This window comes from Monashia sp. NPDC004114, assembly GCF_053603855.1.
In genome coordinates, this window is record NZ_JBSGGK010000007.1 from 70679 (window position 1) to 88145 (window position 17467).

At 70.3% G+C, this 17467-nt stretch carries 11 protein-coding genes; 5 read left to right on the forward strand and 6 right to left on the reverse strand.

The genetic code is table 11. The features are described 5' to 3' along the window. Positions 1-17 precede the first annotated feature (17 nt). Together ACWEOW_RS10975 and ACWEOW_RS10980 are read left to right on the forward strand one after the other, a co-directional pair. A complete protein-coding gene (locus tag ACWEOW_RS10975; protein ID WP_452269223.1) occupies positions 18-1073 on the forward strand; it encodes an NAD(P)H-dependent flavin oxidoreductase in 1056 nt (351 codons plus the stop codon). A 60-nt stretch (positions 1074-1133) separates the two neighbouring features. Then, positions 1134-1715 carry a YbaK/EbsC family protein gene (locus ACWEOW_RS10980; protein WP_452269224.1) on the forward strand — a complete coding sequence of 194 codons (582 nt, stop codon included), beginning with the start codon at positions 1134-1136 and terminating at the stop codon, positions 1713-1715. A gap of 100 nt (positions 1716-1815) precedes the next feature. On the opposite strand, the gene ACWEOW_RS10985 is transcribed toward ACWEOW_RS10980, so the two are convergent. Further along, complete coding sequence (locus ACWEOW_RS10985) at positions 1816-2097, reverse strand: WhiB family transcriptional regulator (protein WP_452269225.1); 282 nt, start codon at positions 2095-2097, stop codon at positions 1816-1818. A 153-nt stretch (positions 2098-2250) separates the two neighbouring features. Between ACWEOW_RS10985 and ACWEOW_RS10990 the strand changes: the two genes are divergently transcribed. After that, positions 2251-3438 (forward strand): MerR family transcriptional regulator, encoded by a 1188-nt coding sequence (locus ACWEOW_RS10990; RefSeq protein ID WP_452269226.1) that lies wholly within the window; start codon positions 2251-2253, stop codon positions 3436-3438. Positions 3439-3663: 225 nt separating this feature from the next. Next, positions 3664-9504 carry a pullulanase-type alpha-1,6-glucosidase gene (pulA, locus tag ACWEOW_RS10995; protein ID WP_452269227.1) on the forward strand — a complete coding sequence of 1947 codons (5841 nt, stop codon included), beginning with the start codon at positions 3664-3666 and terminating at the stop codon, positions 9502-9504. A gap of 233 nt (positions 9505-9737) precedes the next feature. Here the strand turns inward: pulA and ACWEOW_RS11000 are convergent, their stop codons facing one another. From ACWEOW_RS11000 to ACWEOW_RS11020, 5 genes are all read right to left on the reverse strand, one after another. Beyond that, complete coding sequence (locus tag ACWEOW_RS11000) at positions 9738-10736, reverse strand: carbohydrate ABC transporter permease (protein WP_452269228.1); 999 nt, start codon at positions 10734-10736, stop codon at positions 9738-9740. Then, positions 10733-11650, reverse strand: a complete 918-nt coding sequence (locus tag ACWEOW_RS11005) for a carbohydrate ABC transporter permease (RefSeq protein ID WP_452269229.1) — start codon at positions 11648-11650, stop codon at positions 10733-10735. The genes ACWEOW_RS11000 and ACWEOW_RS11005 overlap by 4 nt, the downstream gene beginning before the upstream one ends. A gap of 34 nt (positions 11651-11684) precedes the next feature. Continuing rightward, complete coding sequence (locus tag ACWEOW_RS11010) at positions 11685-13064, reverse strand: ABC transporter substrate-binding protein (RefSeq protein ID WP_452269230.1); 1380 nt, start codon at positions 13062-13064, stop codon at positions 11685-11687. A gap of 91 nt (positions 13065-13155) precedes the next feature. After that, positions 13156-14877, reverse strand: coding sequence for a glycoside hydrolase family 13 protein (locus tag ACWEOW_RS11015; RefSeq protein WP_452269231.1), 1722 nt, complete (start codon positions 14875-14877; stop codon positions 13156-13158). A gap of 63 nt (positions 14878-14940) precedes the next feature. Next, positions 14941-15951: a LacI family DNA-binding transcriptional regulator gene (locus ACWEOW_RS11020; RefSeq protein WP_452269232.1), complete on the reverse strand. Its 1011-nt coding sequence runs from the start codon at positions 15949-15951 to the stop codon at positions 14941-14943. Positions 15952-16266: 315 nt separating this feature from the next. Between ACWEOW_RS11020 and ACWEOW_RS11025 the strand changes: the two genes are divergently transcribed. Next, positions 16267-17208 (forward strand): aldo/keto reductase, encoded by a 942-nt coding sequence (locus ACWEOW_RS11025; RefSeq protein ID WP_452269394.1) that lies wholly within the window; start codon positions 16267-16269, stop codon positions 17206-17208. Positions 17209-17467: the final 259 nt, after the last annotated feature.

Here is a 17467-nt window from a genome sequence, read left to right on the forward strand (position 1 = left end):
TGGAGTAGCGTCGAGCCATGCTGCTTCGCTCGCTCGACACGGGCGTCGTCGGCGCGCCCATGGCCGGGGGACCGACGACCCCTGAGCTCGTCGCGGCCGTCGGCGATGCCGGCGGTCTGGGGTTCCTCGCGGCCGGCTATCTCACCGCCGAGCAGCTCGCCACGCGGATCGCCGACGTCTGGGACGCAACGTCGCGACCGTTCGGCGTCAACCTCTTCGTCCCCGCCTCCGCCAACACGTATGCCGCCACGCCACCCTCGCTCGACCGCGCGGACCGCGCGGCCGCGGTGACGGCATACCGGGAGCGGCTCGAGGGCGATGGCGCCGCCTTCGGGGTGCAGCCGGGCGAACCACGTCCCGGCGACACCGACGACTGGGACCGCAAGGTCGACCTCGTGCTGCGAGAACGGGTCCCGGTCGTGTCGTTCACCTTCGGGCTGCCCGGGCGCGCCGTCATCGGGGCCCTGCAGCGAGCCGGCATCGAGACGGTGGCCACGGTGACGGACCTCGACGAGGCCGCGGCCGCGATCGAGGTTGGCGTCGATGCGCTGTGCGTCCAGGGGGCCGAGGGTGGTGGCCATCGCGGCACGCTCGACGAGAACAAGGTCCCCGACGAGACGGACCTGCTCGAGCTGGTGGCCGGGGTGCGGCACCTGACCGACCTGCCGATCGTCGCGGGCGGTGGCATCGGGACCGCGCAGCGGGCGCGGCAGGTCCGCGAGGCCGGAGCCGACGCCGTGCAGGTCGGCACCGCGCTGCTGCTCACCCCCGAGGCCGGCACCGGCCTGGCGTACCGGCGCGCCCTGGGCGACCCGGCATACGACCGCACCGCGGTGACCCGCGCCTACTCGGGTCGGCTCGCCCGGGGTCTCGAGACCGACTTCATCCGGTCCCACGACGGCCACGCGCCTGCGGCGTACCCGGAGGTGCACCACCTGACGGTGCCGCTGAGGCGCGCGTCCGCGCAGGCCGAGCGGCCGGACCTGCTCGCACTCTGGGCGGGCACAGCATGGCAGTCAGCCCGGTCCGTGCCGGCCTCGACCGTCGTCGCCGAGCTCGCCGCCGCGGTCTGACCCGGCCGCGACTCGCGACCGTCTGACCCCTTCGGTCCGGCGTTCGCCTAGCGTGTGCGTATGCCCTCAGCCGTTGGAAACCTGACCTGGGTCGATGCCTCCGACCGGCCCGACCTCGTCGCGCCGCCCGTCGCGGACGCGCTGCCGCTCGTGCCGCGGGCGCGGGTGGCCGAGATCGACGAGACCCTCGCCGACACAGCCGCCTTCTGCGCGGCCTATGACGTCGCGCCCGAAGCCTCGGCGAACTGCGTCGTCGTCGAGGCCCGGCGCGGCGAGACGACGACGCTGGCGGCGGTGATGATCCTCGCGACGGACCGCGCCGACATCAACGGCGTCGTGCGGCGGTACCTCGGTGCCCGCAAGATCTCGTTCGCCGACCAGGCCAAGGCCGAGGCACTGACCGGGATGCAGCAGGGCGGCATCACGCCCGTCGGCCTGCCGGACGACTGGCCCATCCTCGTCGACCGTGGCGTGGCGGCTGCGGGCGATGTCGTCATCGGCGCGGGGCTGCGCCGCGCGAAGCTGCTGCTCGACGGCGCCTCGCTGGCCGAGCTGCCGAACGCCGAGGTCCTCGACCTCGCGATCGACCTGAGCGAGGAGCCGCCGGACGACCCGTCTCGCCCCTTGGCCCGCCCCAGCTGAAGTCACCCCGTCGAGTGGCCACGTCGACACGCGTGTGCTGGTTCGAAGTGGCCACTCGACCCGGGGTTTTCTCGACCGGGGGTCGGGGTGGTGCGTCGGATCAGCCGGCGACGTCCCAGAGCAACCGGGCGCGCTCGGCTGCCGTCGTGCCGCCCCAGATGCCGAACGGCTCGGGCACCCGCATGGCGTGGTCGAGGCACTCGCGCGCGACCGGGCACGAGGCGCAGATCGCCTTGGCTGCCTCGGTCTGGCGACGCCGCGCGACCTGGCCGATCTCGGGGTCGTCGGTGAAGAACTGCTCGGCGTCCTTCCCGCGGCAGAGGCCTTCCTCCTGCCAGGCGTAGGAGGAGTGGACGGGCCGGGGGAGTCGGGTGACGGTCATGGGTCCTCCACAGTCGGTGGACGCCGGTTCCGACGTCCGCGGTCGATGGTGTTCTTCGAACTTACGCATAACCAGTGCATTGCACAAGATCAATGCACAAGTTTATGCTGGAGAGGTGCCGAACCCCCACGAGCAAGGCTCCGACCAGCCCAGATGACCGACGACCACCCGTCACGCGACCCAGCCGCCCCCGGCGTCACCGATCCGGGGGACGCGGCAGGCCTGCTGCCGCCCCCTGCCGACGACAGCACGGTCCTGCTCAGCTGGCCCGTCGGCACCGTGGCCGACCAGGTGGGCGTGTCGACCTCGACGCTGCGGTCCTGGGAGCGCCGGTACGGCCTCGGCCCGACCCGCCGCACGGGCGGCGGCCACCGCAGGTATGGCCCGACCGACGTGCTCCGGGTGCGCCTGATGGCCCGCCTCACCGCCCAAGGAGTGCCCGCCCGGGCGGCGGCCGACGCGATCGCGGGCATGGACGACCGCGCGGTGGTCGCCCGGCTCCGCGCACCCGCTACCGAGATGCTGGGGGCGGTCGCGGGCGAGGCCAGTGGGCCTGCCGCGGGCCCCGACCGTGTGGGGATCGCCGGGCGCGCGTCAGCCGAGGGCGCGTCAGCCGAGGGTGCGTCAGCCGAGGGTGCGTCGGCCGAGGGTGCGTCGGCCGAGGGCGGCCCGGTCGACCACGCGTCGGCCCAGCACCGGTCGGCCGAGCTCGGGGTGGTCGACGCGGAGGCGGTGGCGAGCATCGTGTCCGCGGCGGCGGCGCTCGACCCGCTCAGCCTCGTCCACCTTTACCGCGCTGCGCTCCGGCGGCTCGACTTCGAGCACGCCTGGACCGACGTGCTCGCCCCGTCCTTGCGCCGGATCGGCGAGCAGTGGGCCGCGGGCCGGCTCGGGGTCGAGAGCGAGCATCTGGCCAGCGACGTGCTCCAGGCCGAGCTCCGGGCAGTCGCTCGCGCGCACCGCGTGGACCAGGCGGGACCGCCCGTCCTGCTCGTGTCTGCCGATGACGAGCAGCACCACCTACCCCTGCTTGCGCTCGAGGCCGAGCTGGCCCGGCTGGGCGTCTCCGCCATCCACCTCGGCCCACGCGTGCCCGGTCGCTCGGTCGTCGAGACCGCGCGTCGCACCCGCGCGCGGGCGGTGTTCGTCTGGGCGTCCATGGCGCGGGACGCGTCCGAGCCGTTCTGGGACCTGCTCGACGACGTCGCCGAGCCGGCGCGCGTCGTCGTCGGTGGGCCGGGCTGGCCGGCCGGTGTCGAGGACCGTCACCGGGCCGCAGACATATGCCGCGTGGCCGACCTCTCGTCGGCCGTGGCCGCGCTGCTTCCGAAGGCCGAGTAGAACCCTCTCGGGGGCCCAATGGCCGGGTCTGCGGGGGTTTTGAAAGCATCTTGCAGGCTCGACAGCTGATTCCGCCGCAAGAAATCCGCCCCGGTTGCAAAAAGTTGCAGGAAACCCCTTCCGTCCGGGGCGATTCGGGCGCTAGGTTCCCCGTGGCCGCACTCGCCACTCCGCCCCATCGGCGCGACGCGGCACCACCCCCCTGTCACGCACGAAGGAGTGCGCATGCGCCGACGCCCGGCACTGTCCGCAGTCAGCATCTCGGCCCTGGTCCTCGCCGGACTCGTGGTGCCGCTCACCGGAACCACGGCCCGGGCGGCAGACCCGCGGACCGTCACCCTCGTCGGCTCGCTCCAGGACGAGCTGGGCTGCCCCGGCGACTGGCAGCCCGACTGCGCGGCGACGGAGCTGACCCCGCAACCCGGCTCGACGGCATACGTCCGCGAGTTCGACGTGCCCGCAGGCAAGTTCGAGCTGAAGGTGGCCATCAACCACTCGTGGGACGAGAACTACGGCGCCGACGGCGTCAAGAACGGGCCCAACCTCCCGCTCGTGCTGCAGGGGCCTGCGAAGCTCCGCTTCTCGTACGACGACAAGAGCCACCTGATCACCGTCGCGCCGGCGACCCTGTCCGGGCCCGCGACCGACGCGGACGCCGCGCTGGCCGGCGACTCGCTGCGCAACCTCTCGACGCGTGAGCGCTTCTACTTCGTCATGGCCGACCGGTTCGCGAACGGCGACACCAGCAACGACACGGGCGGGCTCACCGGAGGCCGCCTCGAGACCGGCTTCGACCCGACGGACGAGGGTTTCTACCACGGCGGCGACCTCAAGGGCATCACCCAGCGCCTGGACTACATCAAGGGCCTTGGCACGACGGCGATCTGGCTCACCCCGTCCTTCAAGAACCGCCCGGTCCAGGGATCCGGCTCGGACGCCAGCGCCGGCTACCACGGTTACTGGATCACGGACTTCACCCAGATCGACCCGCACCTGGGCACCAACGCGGACATGAAGGACCTCATCGCCGCCGCGCACGCCAAGGGCATGAAGGTCTACTTCGACATCATCACGAACCACACCGCGGACGTCGTCGACTACGAGGGTGGCAACCACGGCTACGTGACCAAGGAGGCGAGCCCCTACAAGGACAAGGACGGCAAGGTCTTCGACGACGCCGCGGTCGCGGGCAAGCCGACCTGCACCGCCGGACAGGCGCCGCCGACCTGCTTCCCGGAGCTCGACGCCGCGACGTCCTTCCCGTACAAGCCGGTCTTCCGCACCGAGGCGGACAAGACGGTCAAGGTCCCGGCCTGGCTGAACGACCCGACGATGTACCACAACCGCGGCGACTCCACCTTCGCCGGTGAGTCCGCGACCTATGGCGACTTCGTCGGGCTCGACGACCTGTTCACCGAGCGTCCCGACGTCGCCAAGGGCATGGGCGACATCTACGCGCAGTGGGTCGACTTCGGCATCGACGGCTTCCGCATCGACACGGTCAAGCACGTCAACATGGAGTTCTGGCAGTCGTTCGCACCGCGAATCCTGAACCACGCCAAGGAGATCGGGCGCCCGGACTTCTTCATGTTCGGTGAGGTCTACGACAGCAACCCCGCGTACGTCAGCCAGTTCACGACGACCGGCAAGCTGCCGTCCGCCCTCGACTTCGGCTTCCAGAACGCGGCGCTCCGCTTCGCCCAGGGCAAGGAGACGACCGGCGTCCGCGACCTCTTCGAGGGCGACGACTACTACACCGACCTCGACTCCAACGCCTACGAGCTGACGACGTTCCTCGGCAACCACGACATGGGCCGCATCGGCGCGATGCTCAAGCCGGCGGCATACGACCGGAACGACCAGGCACAGCGTGCCGACCTGCTGTCCCGCACCGAGCTCGCCACGTCGCTGATGTACCTCTCGCGCGGCAACCCCGTCGTCTACTACGGCGACGAGCAGGGCTTCACGGGGCCGTCGACCGACATCGGTGACAAGCGCGCTCGCCAGGACATGTTCGGCACGCAGACGCCGATCTACAAGGACGACGACATCATCGGCAGCACCGAGCTGGCCGGCACGAGCTCGCACTACTCGACGAACGTCCCTCTCTACCAGCAGATCAAGGAGCTCGCGGCCCTGCGCGCCGCCAACCCTGCGCTCGCCGACGGCGCGCAGATCCACCGCTACTCGTCCGACTCGGCCGGCATCTACGCGATGAGCCGGATCGACAAGGCTGCCCACCGCGAGTACCTCGTCGTGGCCAACAACGCGACGACCGAGAAGAGCGCGACGTTCTCGACCTACTCGCCGCAGACGACCTTCCAGCGCCTTTACGGCAGCGCCGACGGCGTGGTCTCCGACAAGGCCGGGCGGGTCACGGTGACCATCCCGCCACTGTCCGTCGCGGTGTTCAAGGGCAAGACAGCCTTCCACGCTCCTGAGTCGGCGACCACCGTCTACCCGGTGTCCCCCTCAGCCGGCGGGACCGTCGGCGGCCGCGCGGAGATCGGCGCAGCCGTCCCGGGCAACGCCTTCGCGGAGGTCACCTTCCTCTACCGCCCCGTCGGCACGACCGCGTGGACGTCGATCGGCACCGACGACAACGCGCCGTACCGCGTGTTCCAGGATGTGACGGGCCTGGCCAAGGGCACGCTCGTCGAGTACCGGATGCTGGCCAAGGACATCGAGGGCCGGATCTCCGCGACCTCGACCTACGGCGTGGTCGGGGACGCCCAGGCCGCGGGCGGCGGCGGTGGCGGGGGCACCGGGCCGGTCGTCCAGCCGGACGCGGTCTCGATCCCGGGCAGCCACAACTCCGAGATGGGCTGCCCCGGCGACTGGCAGCCGGACTGCGCCCAGGCGCAGCTGACCCGCGACCCCAAGGACGACATCTGGAAGGGCGCCATCACGATCCCGGCCGGCGACTACGAGTACAAGGCCGCGATCAACAAGAGCTGGGACGAGAACTACGGGGCCGGAGCCGTGCGCGGCGGCGGCAACATCGCCTACAAGAACCCCGGCACCGAGACGAAGTTCTACTACGACCACCGCACGCACTGGGTCACCAGCGACGCACAGGACCCGATCATCACGGCCCCGGGCAGCTTCCAGAGCGAGATCGGCTGTCCGGGAGACTGGTCGCCCGACTGCATGCGGTCCTGGCTGCAGGACTCCGACGGCGACGGCACGTACACGTGGTCCGGCGAGATCCCGGCCGGCAGCTACGAGTTCAAGATCGCCCACAAGCTCTCGTGGTCCGAGAACTACGGCGCGGGTGGCGCGAAGGACGGCCCGAACGTCGCCTTCTCGGTGCCGGGCGCTGGTGTGGTCACCACCATCACCTACGTCCTGTCGACCCACCAGATGTCGGTCAAGACGTCGCGCGCAGGAGCCACGCCCGACCTGAGCAAGGCCAAGGCGTTCATCGTCGGTCCCGACCTCGTGGCGTGGCCGGCGAGCGCGCTCCCGGCCGGCGTCGACCCGGCGACGCTGAGCTGGCGCCTGCACTGGTCGCCCACCGGCGGGCTCGGCCTCGACGCCGAGGCGGTCACGGGCGGCTCGGTCGTGAGCCTCGTGCGCGAATCGAAGGGCCTTCCGGCCGCGCTGCTCGCGGCGCACCCGGAGCTCAAGGGCGCACTCGCGCTGCGGGTCGACCAGAGCACCAAGCCCTCCATGGCCGAGATCCTCAAGGGCCAGGTGGCCGTCGGGATGTACGACCCCACCGGCAAGCTGCTCGACGCCACGGGGGCACAGACCGCGATCGCGCTCGACACGATGTATGCCGCGTCGGCGGGCTCCCGCTCCTTCGGCGTGACCTTCGGCTCGGGTGGCGTCGGGTTCTCGCTCTGGGCGCCGACCGCACAGTCGGTGTCCCTGCTGACCTGGCCGAAGGATGCGGCCGCGAACGCGCCCGTGTCCGCTGCGACCCGCACGGCCATGACCCGGGGCAGCGACGGCTCGTGGTCCGCGACGCTCGGGTCCTCGGCGAAGGGGGATCGCTACCTCTACGAGGTGAAGGTGTGGGCACCGACGACCCGCAAGGTGGAGACGAACCGCGTCACCGACCCGAGCTCCGTTGCGCTGACGCTGAACTCGACCAGGTCCGTGGCCGTCGACCTCAAGGACCCGGCATACATGCCGTCGGCGTGGAAGGCCACGCCGTCGCCCAAGCTCGCCCGTGGTGTGGACTCGACCATCTACGAGCTGCAGATCCGCGACTACTCGATGTCCGACGCGAAGGTGCCGGCGAGCCTGCGCGGCAGCTATCTCGCCTTCGCGCAGAACGGCGACGGCCGATCCCACCTCAAGGCTCTCGCCGCAGCCGGGCTCAACACCGTCCACCTGCTGCCCAGCTTCGACATCGCCTCGATCGAGGAGGACCCGGCCAAGCAGGATCAGCCGGCGTGCGACCTCGCGTCGTACGCGCCCGACAGCCAGGAGCAGCAGCAGTGCGTCGGCGCGGTCGCGAGCAAGGACGCCTTCAACTGGGGCTACGACCCCTACCACTGGTCGGTGCCCGACGGCTCCTTCGCCTCGACGGCCGAGGCGGCCGACGGCGGCACGCGAGTCGCCGAGTTCCGCACGATGGTCGGCGCCCTGCACCAGGACGGCCTGCGCGTCGTGCTCGACCAGGTGTTCAACCACACCGCGGCGTCCGGTGAGGACGACAAGTCGGTGCTCGACCAGGTCGTGCCCGGCTACTACCACCGGCTCAACGCGACCGGTGCGGTCGAGACCTCGACCTGCTGCCAGAACATCGCGACCGAGCACGCCATGGCGCAGAAGCTGATGGTCGACTCCGTCGTCTCGTGGGCACGTAACTACAAGGTCGACGGCTTCCGCTTCGACCTCATGGGGCACCACAGCCGGGACAACATGCTCGCCATCCGCAGCGCCCTCAACCAGCTGACTCTGGCGCGGGACGGGGTCGACGGCGCGTCGATCTACCTCTACGGCGAGGGCTGGAACTTCGGCGAGGTGGCCGGCAACGCGCTGTTCGAGCAGGCCACTCAGGGCCAGCTCGGCGGCACCGGCATCGGCACCTTCTCCGACCGGCTCCGCGACGCGGTGCGCGGCGGCGGGCCGTTCGACGACGACCCGCGCAAGCAGGGCTTCGGCTCTGGCGAGGCGACCGACCCTAACGGTGCTGCGACCAACGGCGACGCCGTCGCGGGCCTGGCTCACGACACCGACCTCGTGCAGCTCGGCCTCGCCGGGAACCTGCGGTCCTTCTCGTTCCGGAGCCAGGCGAGCGGGAACGTCGTGAACGGCACCCAGGTCGACTACAACGGCTCACCGGCCGGGTATGCCGACCAGCCGGACGAGGTGGTGACGTACGTCGATGCCCACGACAACGAGACGCTCTTCGACTCGCTGACGTACAAGCTGCCGGTGGCCACATCGATGCGTGACCGCGTGCGGATGAACACGCTGTCGCTCGCGACGACGGCCCTCGCGCAGACCCCGTCGTTCTGGCACGCGGGCGCCGACCTGCTCCGCAGCAAGTCGCTCGACCGCAACTCCTACGACAGCGGTGACTGGTTCAACCGCCTCGACTGGACCGGCGCGGACAACGGCTTCGGCCACGGCCTGCCGCCGGCCGGGTCGAACGAGTCCAAGTGGACCTTCATGAAGCCGCTGCTCGCGAACCCGGCCCTCAAGCCGGCGGCGACCGACGTCCAGACGGCCTCGGCCATGGCGCAGGACCTGCTGCGGCTCCGGTTCAGCACGCCGCTGTTCCGCCTCGGGACCGCGGCCGCGATCAACGCCAAGGTCAGCTTCCCGGTGTCCGGCACGGCCGAGGCCAAGCGCGGTGTCATCGTGATGCGCATCGACGACACGGTGGGCAGCGACGCCGACCCGGCGCTGCGCGGTCTCGTCGTCGTGTTCAACGCATCACCGGATGCCGTGTCGCAGCAGGTCCCCGGACTGGCTGGAGCGGTGCAGCTGAGCCCGGTCCAGGCAACCGGGGCCGACAGTGTCGTCAAGCAGGCGGCATACGACGCCTCGACCTCGATGTTCTCCGTGCCTGCGCGGACGGTCGCTGTCTTCGTCCAGCCCAGCTGAGGATCCGACCACCCTCGAGTGGCCGCCTGATCCCATCTGCCTCTCCTCGTCGAGTGGCCACTTCGTCACACGAATCGTGTGGCGGAGGGGCCACTCGACGGGTGGGGTGTGTGGCGGAGGGGCCACTCGACGGGTGGGGTGTGTGGCGGAGGGGCCACTCGACGGGTGGGGTGTGTGGCGGAGGGGCCACTCGAGGGGTGGGGTGTGTGGCGGAGGGGCCACTCGACGGGAGGTCAGCCCTTGACGGCGCCGTCGAGACCCCCGCCGAGGAACGCCCGCTGGAAGAGCAGGAAGAACACGATCGGCACTGCCGAGCTGATCAGCAGTGCGGCGAGGAAGACGTCGAGCTCGGTCGATCCCGAGATCGCCGGCAGGCGAACCGACAGGGGCTGCTTGCTCGGGTCGGGCAGCACGATGAGCGGCCAGATGAAGTCCTTCCAGGCCGCGAGGATCGCGAAGACCGAGACGACCCCGAGAACCGGCTTCGACATCGGCAGCACGATGTTCCAGAACAGCCGGTAGTCGCCCGCTCCGTCGACGCGCGCGGCCTCGATGATCTCGCGAGGAAGGTTGTCGAAGAAGCGTTTGACGACGGCCACGTTGAACGCGCTCGCACCGGCCGGCAGGATCACACCCCACCAGGTGTTGACCAGCGACACGTGCGCGAACGGGATGTCGAGGATCGTCAGGTAGAGCGGGACAAGCAGCACGACCGCGGGGACGAACATCGTCGCGAGCACCGCGGCATACACGATCCGGTGGCCGGGCGGCCGGAGCACCGACAGTGCGTACCCCGCAGTCGTCGCGACGACCATCTGCACCAGCCAGGAGCCGACGGCGATGACGACCGTGTTGACGAAGTACATGTCGAGATGGAGCTCGTTCCAGGCCGTCGACAGGTTCTCGAGATCGATTCCGTTGGGCCACAAGGCAAGCGGCTGACGGAGCGTGTCCTGGGTCGGTGTCACGGCCGACTTCGCGAGCCACAGGATCGGGCCGAGCGCTGCCACGACGAGGAACACCAGCAGCCCGACGTTGACGGCGCCGCGGAGGGTGCGCGTCCGGGGCTGGCGGCGCTCCTGGGTGGAGGTGATGCCGCGCGCCTCGGCCTCGCTCGGCCGCCGGCGACGGTGCCCGCGGACGCGCCGGCCGCTGTCGCCCGCGGCGGCACCCTCGGGGGCATCCGGCGATGGCTCAGAGGTGGGCGCGGGCAGCTGGGTGGCAGTCGTCATGACGAGCTCCACGACCGGGTCAGGCGGAAGTAGACCGCGGACAGGATGGCGAGGAACGCGGCGAGCATGAGGGACAAGGCAGTTGCCTCACCGTAGGCGCCGCCGGTGGTGTTGCCGAACGCATACCGGTAGACGAGCAGCAGCACCGTGAGCGAGGCGTTGTCCGGCCCGCCGTCGGTGAAGAGGTATGGCTCCAGGAAGACCTGAGTAGTGCCGATGATCTGCAGGATCAACGTGATGAGCATGACTCCGCGAACGTGCGGCATCGTCACGTGCCACACCTTGCGCCACACGCCCGCCCCGTCGACCTCCGCAGCGTCGTAGAGCTCCGGCGGCACGGAGACGAGGGCCGCGAGGTAGATGATCACCGTGGCGCCGGCCGCCGCCCACGTCGCCTCGATGACGAGCGACGGCATCACCATCGACGTCGACTCGAGCCACTGGACCGGCCCCAGCCCGAACCAGCCGAGGATCGTGTTGAAGACCCCGGTCGGGCTCGCGTCGTAGAACACTCGCCACAGCAGCACCGCGACAGCCGGTGGGATGACGACCGGGAGGTAGGCGAGCACGGCATACAGGCCCCGTGCGCGCCGCAGGTCGCTCATGACCACGGCGAGGAAGAGCGGGACGGGGTAGCCGATGACGAGCGCCAGCAGCGCGAAGTATGCCGTGTTCTTGATCGCGACCGGCAGGAGCGGGTCCTCGAGGACGGCCCTGACGTTGTCCATGCCGACCCAGGTCGCCGGCTCGACGAGGTTGGTCTCCTGCAGGCTCATGACGAACGACCGGATGATCGGGAACCAGGAGAACAGGCCGAAGACGAGGAGCATCGGCAGCAGGAAGACGAGTCCGCCCAGCGCCGGACGCCGCGGGGTGCGGCGTCCGGAGCTGGGCTGCGTGGTCACATCGCTCATGAGGTGAGTTCGGTTGGGGGAGTGAGCGGTCGGCTCACTTGGAGAGCAGCTTCGTGGCCTGCTCGTTGGCCGAGGCGAGCAGCGCGTCGACATCGGCGTTCTGGTCGGTGAGGACCTTCTGCACGACCGAGTCGAGCAGGGCGTAGAGGGCCTGGGTCTGCGAGGCGGGCTCGGCGACGAGGTTCTGGTCGAAGACGTTGTCGGTGAACGACGTCATCTGTGCCTCGGGCACGTTGATGTAGTCCTTGATCCAGGTGCGCGACTCCTCCCACGTGGCCTTGTCGAAGATCGGCAGGCTCGGCGTGCCGATCGGCTGCTTGGCGTCGGAGAGCACCTTCGCGTCCGCGACGGCCGCCTCCTCGTCGACGAGCTTGCGCATCCGGTAGAAGTCGTTCCACTTCACCGCTGCCTCCTGCTCGGACGCGCTCGCCTTGGCGTTGACGGCGGCCACCGAGCCCCCGCCGAGGATGCCGGCGTCGGGGCTCGTCACCAGCGGCAGCGCCGCGAGGCCGTACATCTCGGGCTTGATCTGGTTCGTGGTCACCAGCGCGTTGTACACGTCGGAGCCACTCATGTACATGCCGACCTTGCCGGCCGCGAACGCCGTGTTGATGGAGCCCCAGTCGAAGACGGTGTTGTTGCCCATCGACTTGTCCTGCCACTTCATCGCCTTGAGCAGCTCGAGGCCGGCCTTGGTGCCCGGATTGTTCACCGTCGCGGTGACCTGCTCACCGGACGCCTGCTCCATGCGGCCGCCCTGGCTGTACGTGAGGGTCGTGAGCATCCAGCCGCCGGTGTTGTCCTTGGTCATCTGGACGTAGCCGGCCTGCCCGGTCTTGTCGGCGATCTGCTTGGCGTCCGCACGCACCTCGTCCCACGTGGTGGGCGGCTTGTCGGGGTCGAGCCCGGCCTGCTTGAACAAGTCCCGGTTGTAGTGGAGCCCCACGCCGTAGGCCTCGGTGGGGATTCCGTAGATCCGGCCGTCCGGCCCCTTGGCCGCGGCGAGGACGCTCGGGTTGAACTTGCTCGCATAAGGCAGCTTGTTGACGAGGTCGGTGACGTCGGCGATCTGCTTGCGCTCGGCGAGACCCTTGGTGTCGGTGAACGGCACCCGGAAGGTCGTCGGCAGCTGGTTGCCGGCGAGCTGGGCGGCGAACGTCTCGGCCTTCCACTCCCACTCGACCGGCTCGACGACGATCCCCGGGTTGGCCTTGTTGAAGGCTGCGGCCTGCGCCTTGACGGCGTCGATCGTCGGCTGCTTGTCGCCCGGCCGCCAACCCTCGACCCTGATCGTCACTGTGTTGCCCCCTGACGACGAGTCCGACGACCCGTTCGACGAGCTGCACGCGGCGACGGCGGTCACCGACGCCATGGCGACGACGGCCGCCAGGCCCCGGAATCGTGCTGAGTTCATTTCTAACGCTCCCTTGCGCTGGTGTTGCTGGTGAATCGTGCTGGTGCCGAACGGTTTTCGTGAACTGCTGGGGTATGCCGGCTCGTGTCGTTCAGTGGGCGAGGCGGAGCCAGGCGGTGGCGTCAGTGGGCAGCCGCCCGTCCTCGAGGGGGGCGCTCGCCAGCCACAACGCGGCGTGAGGTGGCAGGCCGACAGCCTGACTGGAGAGGTTGACGACGCAGGCGAAGTCGGAGCCGCGGCGGAAGGCCAGGACGTCGGGTGCCGAAGCGAGCCAGTCCATCGGCCCGTCGCCGAGGTCGGGATGGGTTCGGCGGACGAGCAGCGCCCGGCGGTGGAGGGAGAGCATCGAGGCCGGGTCGGACGACTGCGCCTGGACGGTGAGCTCGGCCCAGGTCTGCGGCTGGGGGAGCCAGGTGGTGACCCCGTCGGGGCTGAAGCCGTAGGGCGGCCTCGCCCCTGACCACGGCAGGGGCACGCGGCAGCCGTCACGGCCGGGATCCACTCCGCCGGACCGGAAGTGCATCGGGTCCTGGAGCAGCTCGAGGGGGATGTCCTCGACCTCGGGCAGGCCGAGCTCGTCGCCTTGGTAGAGGTAGTAGGCGCCGGGAAGAGCCATCGCGAGAAGGACGGCTGCCCGGGCCCGGCGGCGCCCGAGGTCGAGGTCGGTGGTGGTGCCGAACCGCTTGGTGTCGAATGAGAATGCTGTGTCGGCGCGGCCGTAGCGGGTCACCGGTCTGGTCACGTCGTGGTTCGACAGGACCCACGTCGGGGGTGCCCCGACCTGTGCGTGGGCCGATACGGTCCGGTCGATCGAGTCCCGGAGCCGGGCGGCGTCCCACGGAGCGGCCATGAACTCGAAGTTGAAGGCGGTGTGGAGCACGCCGGGGCGGAGGTACCGCGTGAAGCGCTCCACGTCCGGCAGCCAGATCTCGCCGATGAGGGCCCGGTCCGGGCCGTACGACTCGGCGATGGTGCGCCAGCTGCGGTAGATGTCCTGCAGCTCGTCCCGGTCGGTGTAGGGGTGGGTGCCCGGGGCGACTCCGTCGGCGACGTCGGTGAGTCCGGAGTCCTTGGACACCAGGGCAGCCGAGTCGATGCGGATCCCTGAGACGCCGCGGTCGAACCAGAACCGCAGCACCTCCTCGTGCTCCTGCCGGACGTCGGGGTGCTCCCAGTTGAGGTCGGGCTGGCCGGAGGCGAACAGATGCAGGTACCACTGCTCGGGAGTTCCGTCGGCGGCGACCAGGCGTGACCACGGCACGCCGCCGAACTCCGAGACCCAGTTGTTCGGCGGCTCGTCGCCACCGGGGCCGCGGCCGTCGCGGAACCAGAACCGCTCGCGCTCGGGGGACCCGGGCCCGGCTGCGATGGCGGCCTGGAACCATCGGTGCGCGGACGAGACGTGGTTCGGGACGACGTCGATGATGATGCGGATTCCGTAGCCGAGCGCGTCGCTGATGAGGGCCTCGGCTTCGGCGAGGTCGCCGAACAGCGGGTCGATGTCGCGGTAGTCGGCGACGTCGTAGCCGCCGTCGGCCATGGGGGAGGGGTACCACGGAGTGAACCAGATCGCGTCGATGCCGAGGTCGCGAAGGTAGGGCAGCCGCCCGCGCACGCCCGCCAGGTCACCGGTGCCGTCGCCGTTGCCGTCGGAGAAGCTGCGTGGGTAGACCTGGTAGATGGCGGCACCCCGCCACCAGTCGGCCGACGACGCGATGGCTTCGGTCGGTCGGTGCAGCTGACTGGTGCTCACGTGTTGGGCCCGCCTCGTCGTCGAGTTCGTGCCAGGCAGGTGCCCGACGACAGCGACCATAGAGAAGCGAACAGAGCGCCGCAAGAATTTGACAGATGAAAGTTATTTTCGCGACTTGCGTGATCAGGCCCGGCACGGACCGGTCGACCGGCGGACGACGAGCTCGGGCTCGAAGAGCAGCTCGTCGGACACCGCGTCGGCGCCGCCGATCTGGGCGACGAGAGCCGCGACGGCGGCTCGGCCCATCGCCTCGATGGGCTGGCGCACGGTCGTCAGGGGCGGGTCGACCGAGCCCATGAAGGCGGAGTCGTCGTAGCCGATGACCGACACGTCCGTCGGGACCTCGAGATGAGCCCGACGGACCGCGCGGATCGCGCCGAGGGCGATCGGGTCACTGGCGCAGATCAGGGCGGTGGCCCCCTTCCCGAGCAGCCGCGTGGCCGCGGCCTGACCACTCTGCTGGGAGTAGTCGCTGTGGGCAACGAGCTCGTCCTCGATGGGCGTACCCGCCCTGGCCGAGACGATGCGCGCTGTCTCGATCTTCCGATTGGACGGGAGATGGTCGTCCGGTCCCATGACGAGACCAATTCGTTTGTGCCCCAATGACTCCGCGTGCGCCCATGCCTGCTCCATGGCGATGCCGTCGTCGCACACGACGCGGGCGAAGGGGAGCGTGTCGATGGACGCGTTGATGGTCACGACGGGCAGGTTGCGGCGGATCAGCCGCTCGTAGTGGGAGTGGTCGGCATCGGCCTGGCTGTAGAGCCCGCCGGCGAACACGATGCCGGCCACCTGCTGCTGCTCGAGGAGCAGGTCGATGTAGTCCGACTCGGTGACGCCGCCGATCGTCTGCGTGCACAGCACCGGGGTGAGGCCGTGCTGCGCAAGACGCGACCCGAGCACATCGGCCAGCGCGGGGAAGATCGGGTTCTGCAGCTCGGGCAGGACGAGGCCGACGAGACGGGCCCGCTCGCCCCGCAGCTTGGACGGCCGCTCGTAGCCCAGGACGTCGAGGGCCGTGAGCACCGTCGAGCGGGTCTCGTCGGAGACGCCCGGCTTGCCGTTGAGGACCCGGCTGACGGTGGCCTCGCTGACCCCTGCGCGTGCGGCCACCTCGGCCAGTCGTCGTGTCACGAGCCTGAATCTAGCGGCAAGCGGAGGCAAAGGGAATGCAAAACCCGCGCAAGAAATCGACATCGGTGGTGCCTGCGTGTCACGACGGGGTCTCTCGAGGTGAAATCGCCACGGTGCCCTCCCGTCGAGTGGCCGCTTCCTCCCACCGTGGCCCACCCCCAACGTGTCGAGCGGCCGCGTCTTCCCACCCTGGCCCGAGCCACACCTGTCGAGTGGCCGCTGCGTCACAGACGTCGCGAACCGGGCGCGATCGCAGAACCGGGCCACGCGGCATACGGCCGTCCGATTACGTTGGGAGACGTGACGACTTCCGAAATGACCTACCGGCAGCTCGGCGACAGTGGCCTCACCGTCTCGACGGTCGGCCTCGGCTGCAACAACTTCGGCCGCCGGATCGACCAGGAGGCCACCACAGCCGTGGTGCGGCAAGCGCTCGACTCGGGCGTGACCCTGTTCGACACCGCCGACATCTACGGCCTCGGCGCGAGCGAGGAGATGCTGGGGCTCGCCCTCGGGCCTGAGCGGCAGAACGTCGTCGTGGCGACGAAGTTCGGCATGGACATGCAGGGGGTCAACGGTCCCGACTGGGGAGTGCGCGGGTCGCGCCGCTACATCCGGACAGCCGTCGAGGCGAGCCTGCGCCGACTTGGCACTGACTGGATCGACCTCTACCAACTGCACCGGCCGGACCCGGTCACGCCCATCGACGAGACGTTGGCCGCTCTCGACGAGCTCGTGCGCGAGGGCAAGGTGCGCTACATCGGCAGCAGCAACTTCAGCGGCTGGCAGGTCGTCGACGCCGACTGGACCGCTCGGGCCGGCGGCACGACGCGGTTCGTGTCGGCACAGAACGAGTACTCCCTGCTGGAGCGCGACGTGGAGGACGAGCTCGTCCCCGCGTGCGCGCACGTCGGCGTCGGGCTCCTGCCGTTCTTCCCGCTCGCGTCCGGCCTGCTCACGGGCAAGTACCGCCGCGGGGAGGCAGCGCCCCAGGGCACGCGCCTGGCCGGCATGGCCGACCGGCTCGCGGCGGCCGACTGGGACACGATCGAGCGCCTCGAGGCGTATGCCGCTCAGCGCGACCTCGCGCTGGTGGACGTCGCGATCGGCGGGCTCGCCGCCCAGCCCGCGGTTGCGTCGGTCATCGCCGGCGCGACCCGGCCCGAGCAGGTGCTCGAGAACGTCCGCGCGGGGCTGTGGGAGCCGACCGCCGACGACCTGGCCGACCTCGACGACGCCACGAGCCCATCCGCCTGAGCCCACGGATGCGACGGAGCGCCCACTCGACGCCGCGGGTAGGTGTGGGTGCGGACGCCGCGGATGTGACGCATCGGCCACTCGACGCCGCGGGTAGGCGTGGGTGCGGACGCCGCGGATGTGACGCATCGGCCACTCGACGCCGCGGGTAGGTGTGGGTGCGGACGCCGCGGATGCGACGGAGCGGCCACTCGACGCCGCGGGTAGGTGTGGGTGCGGACGCCGCGGATGCGACGGAGCGGCCACTCGACGCCGCGGG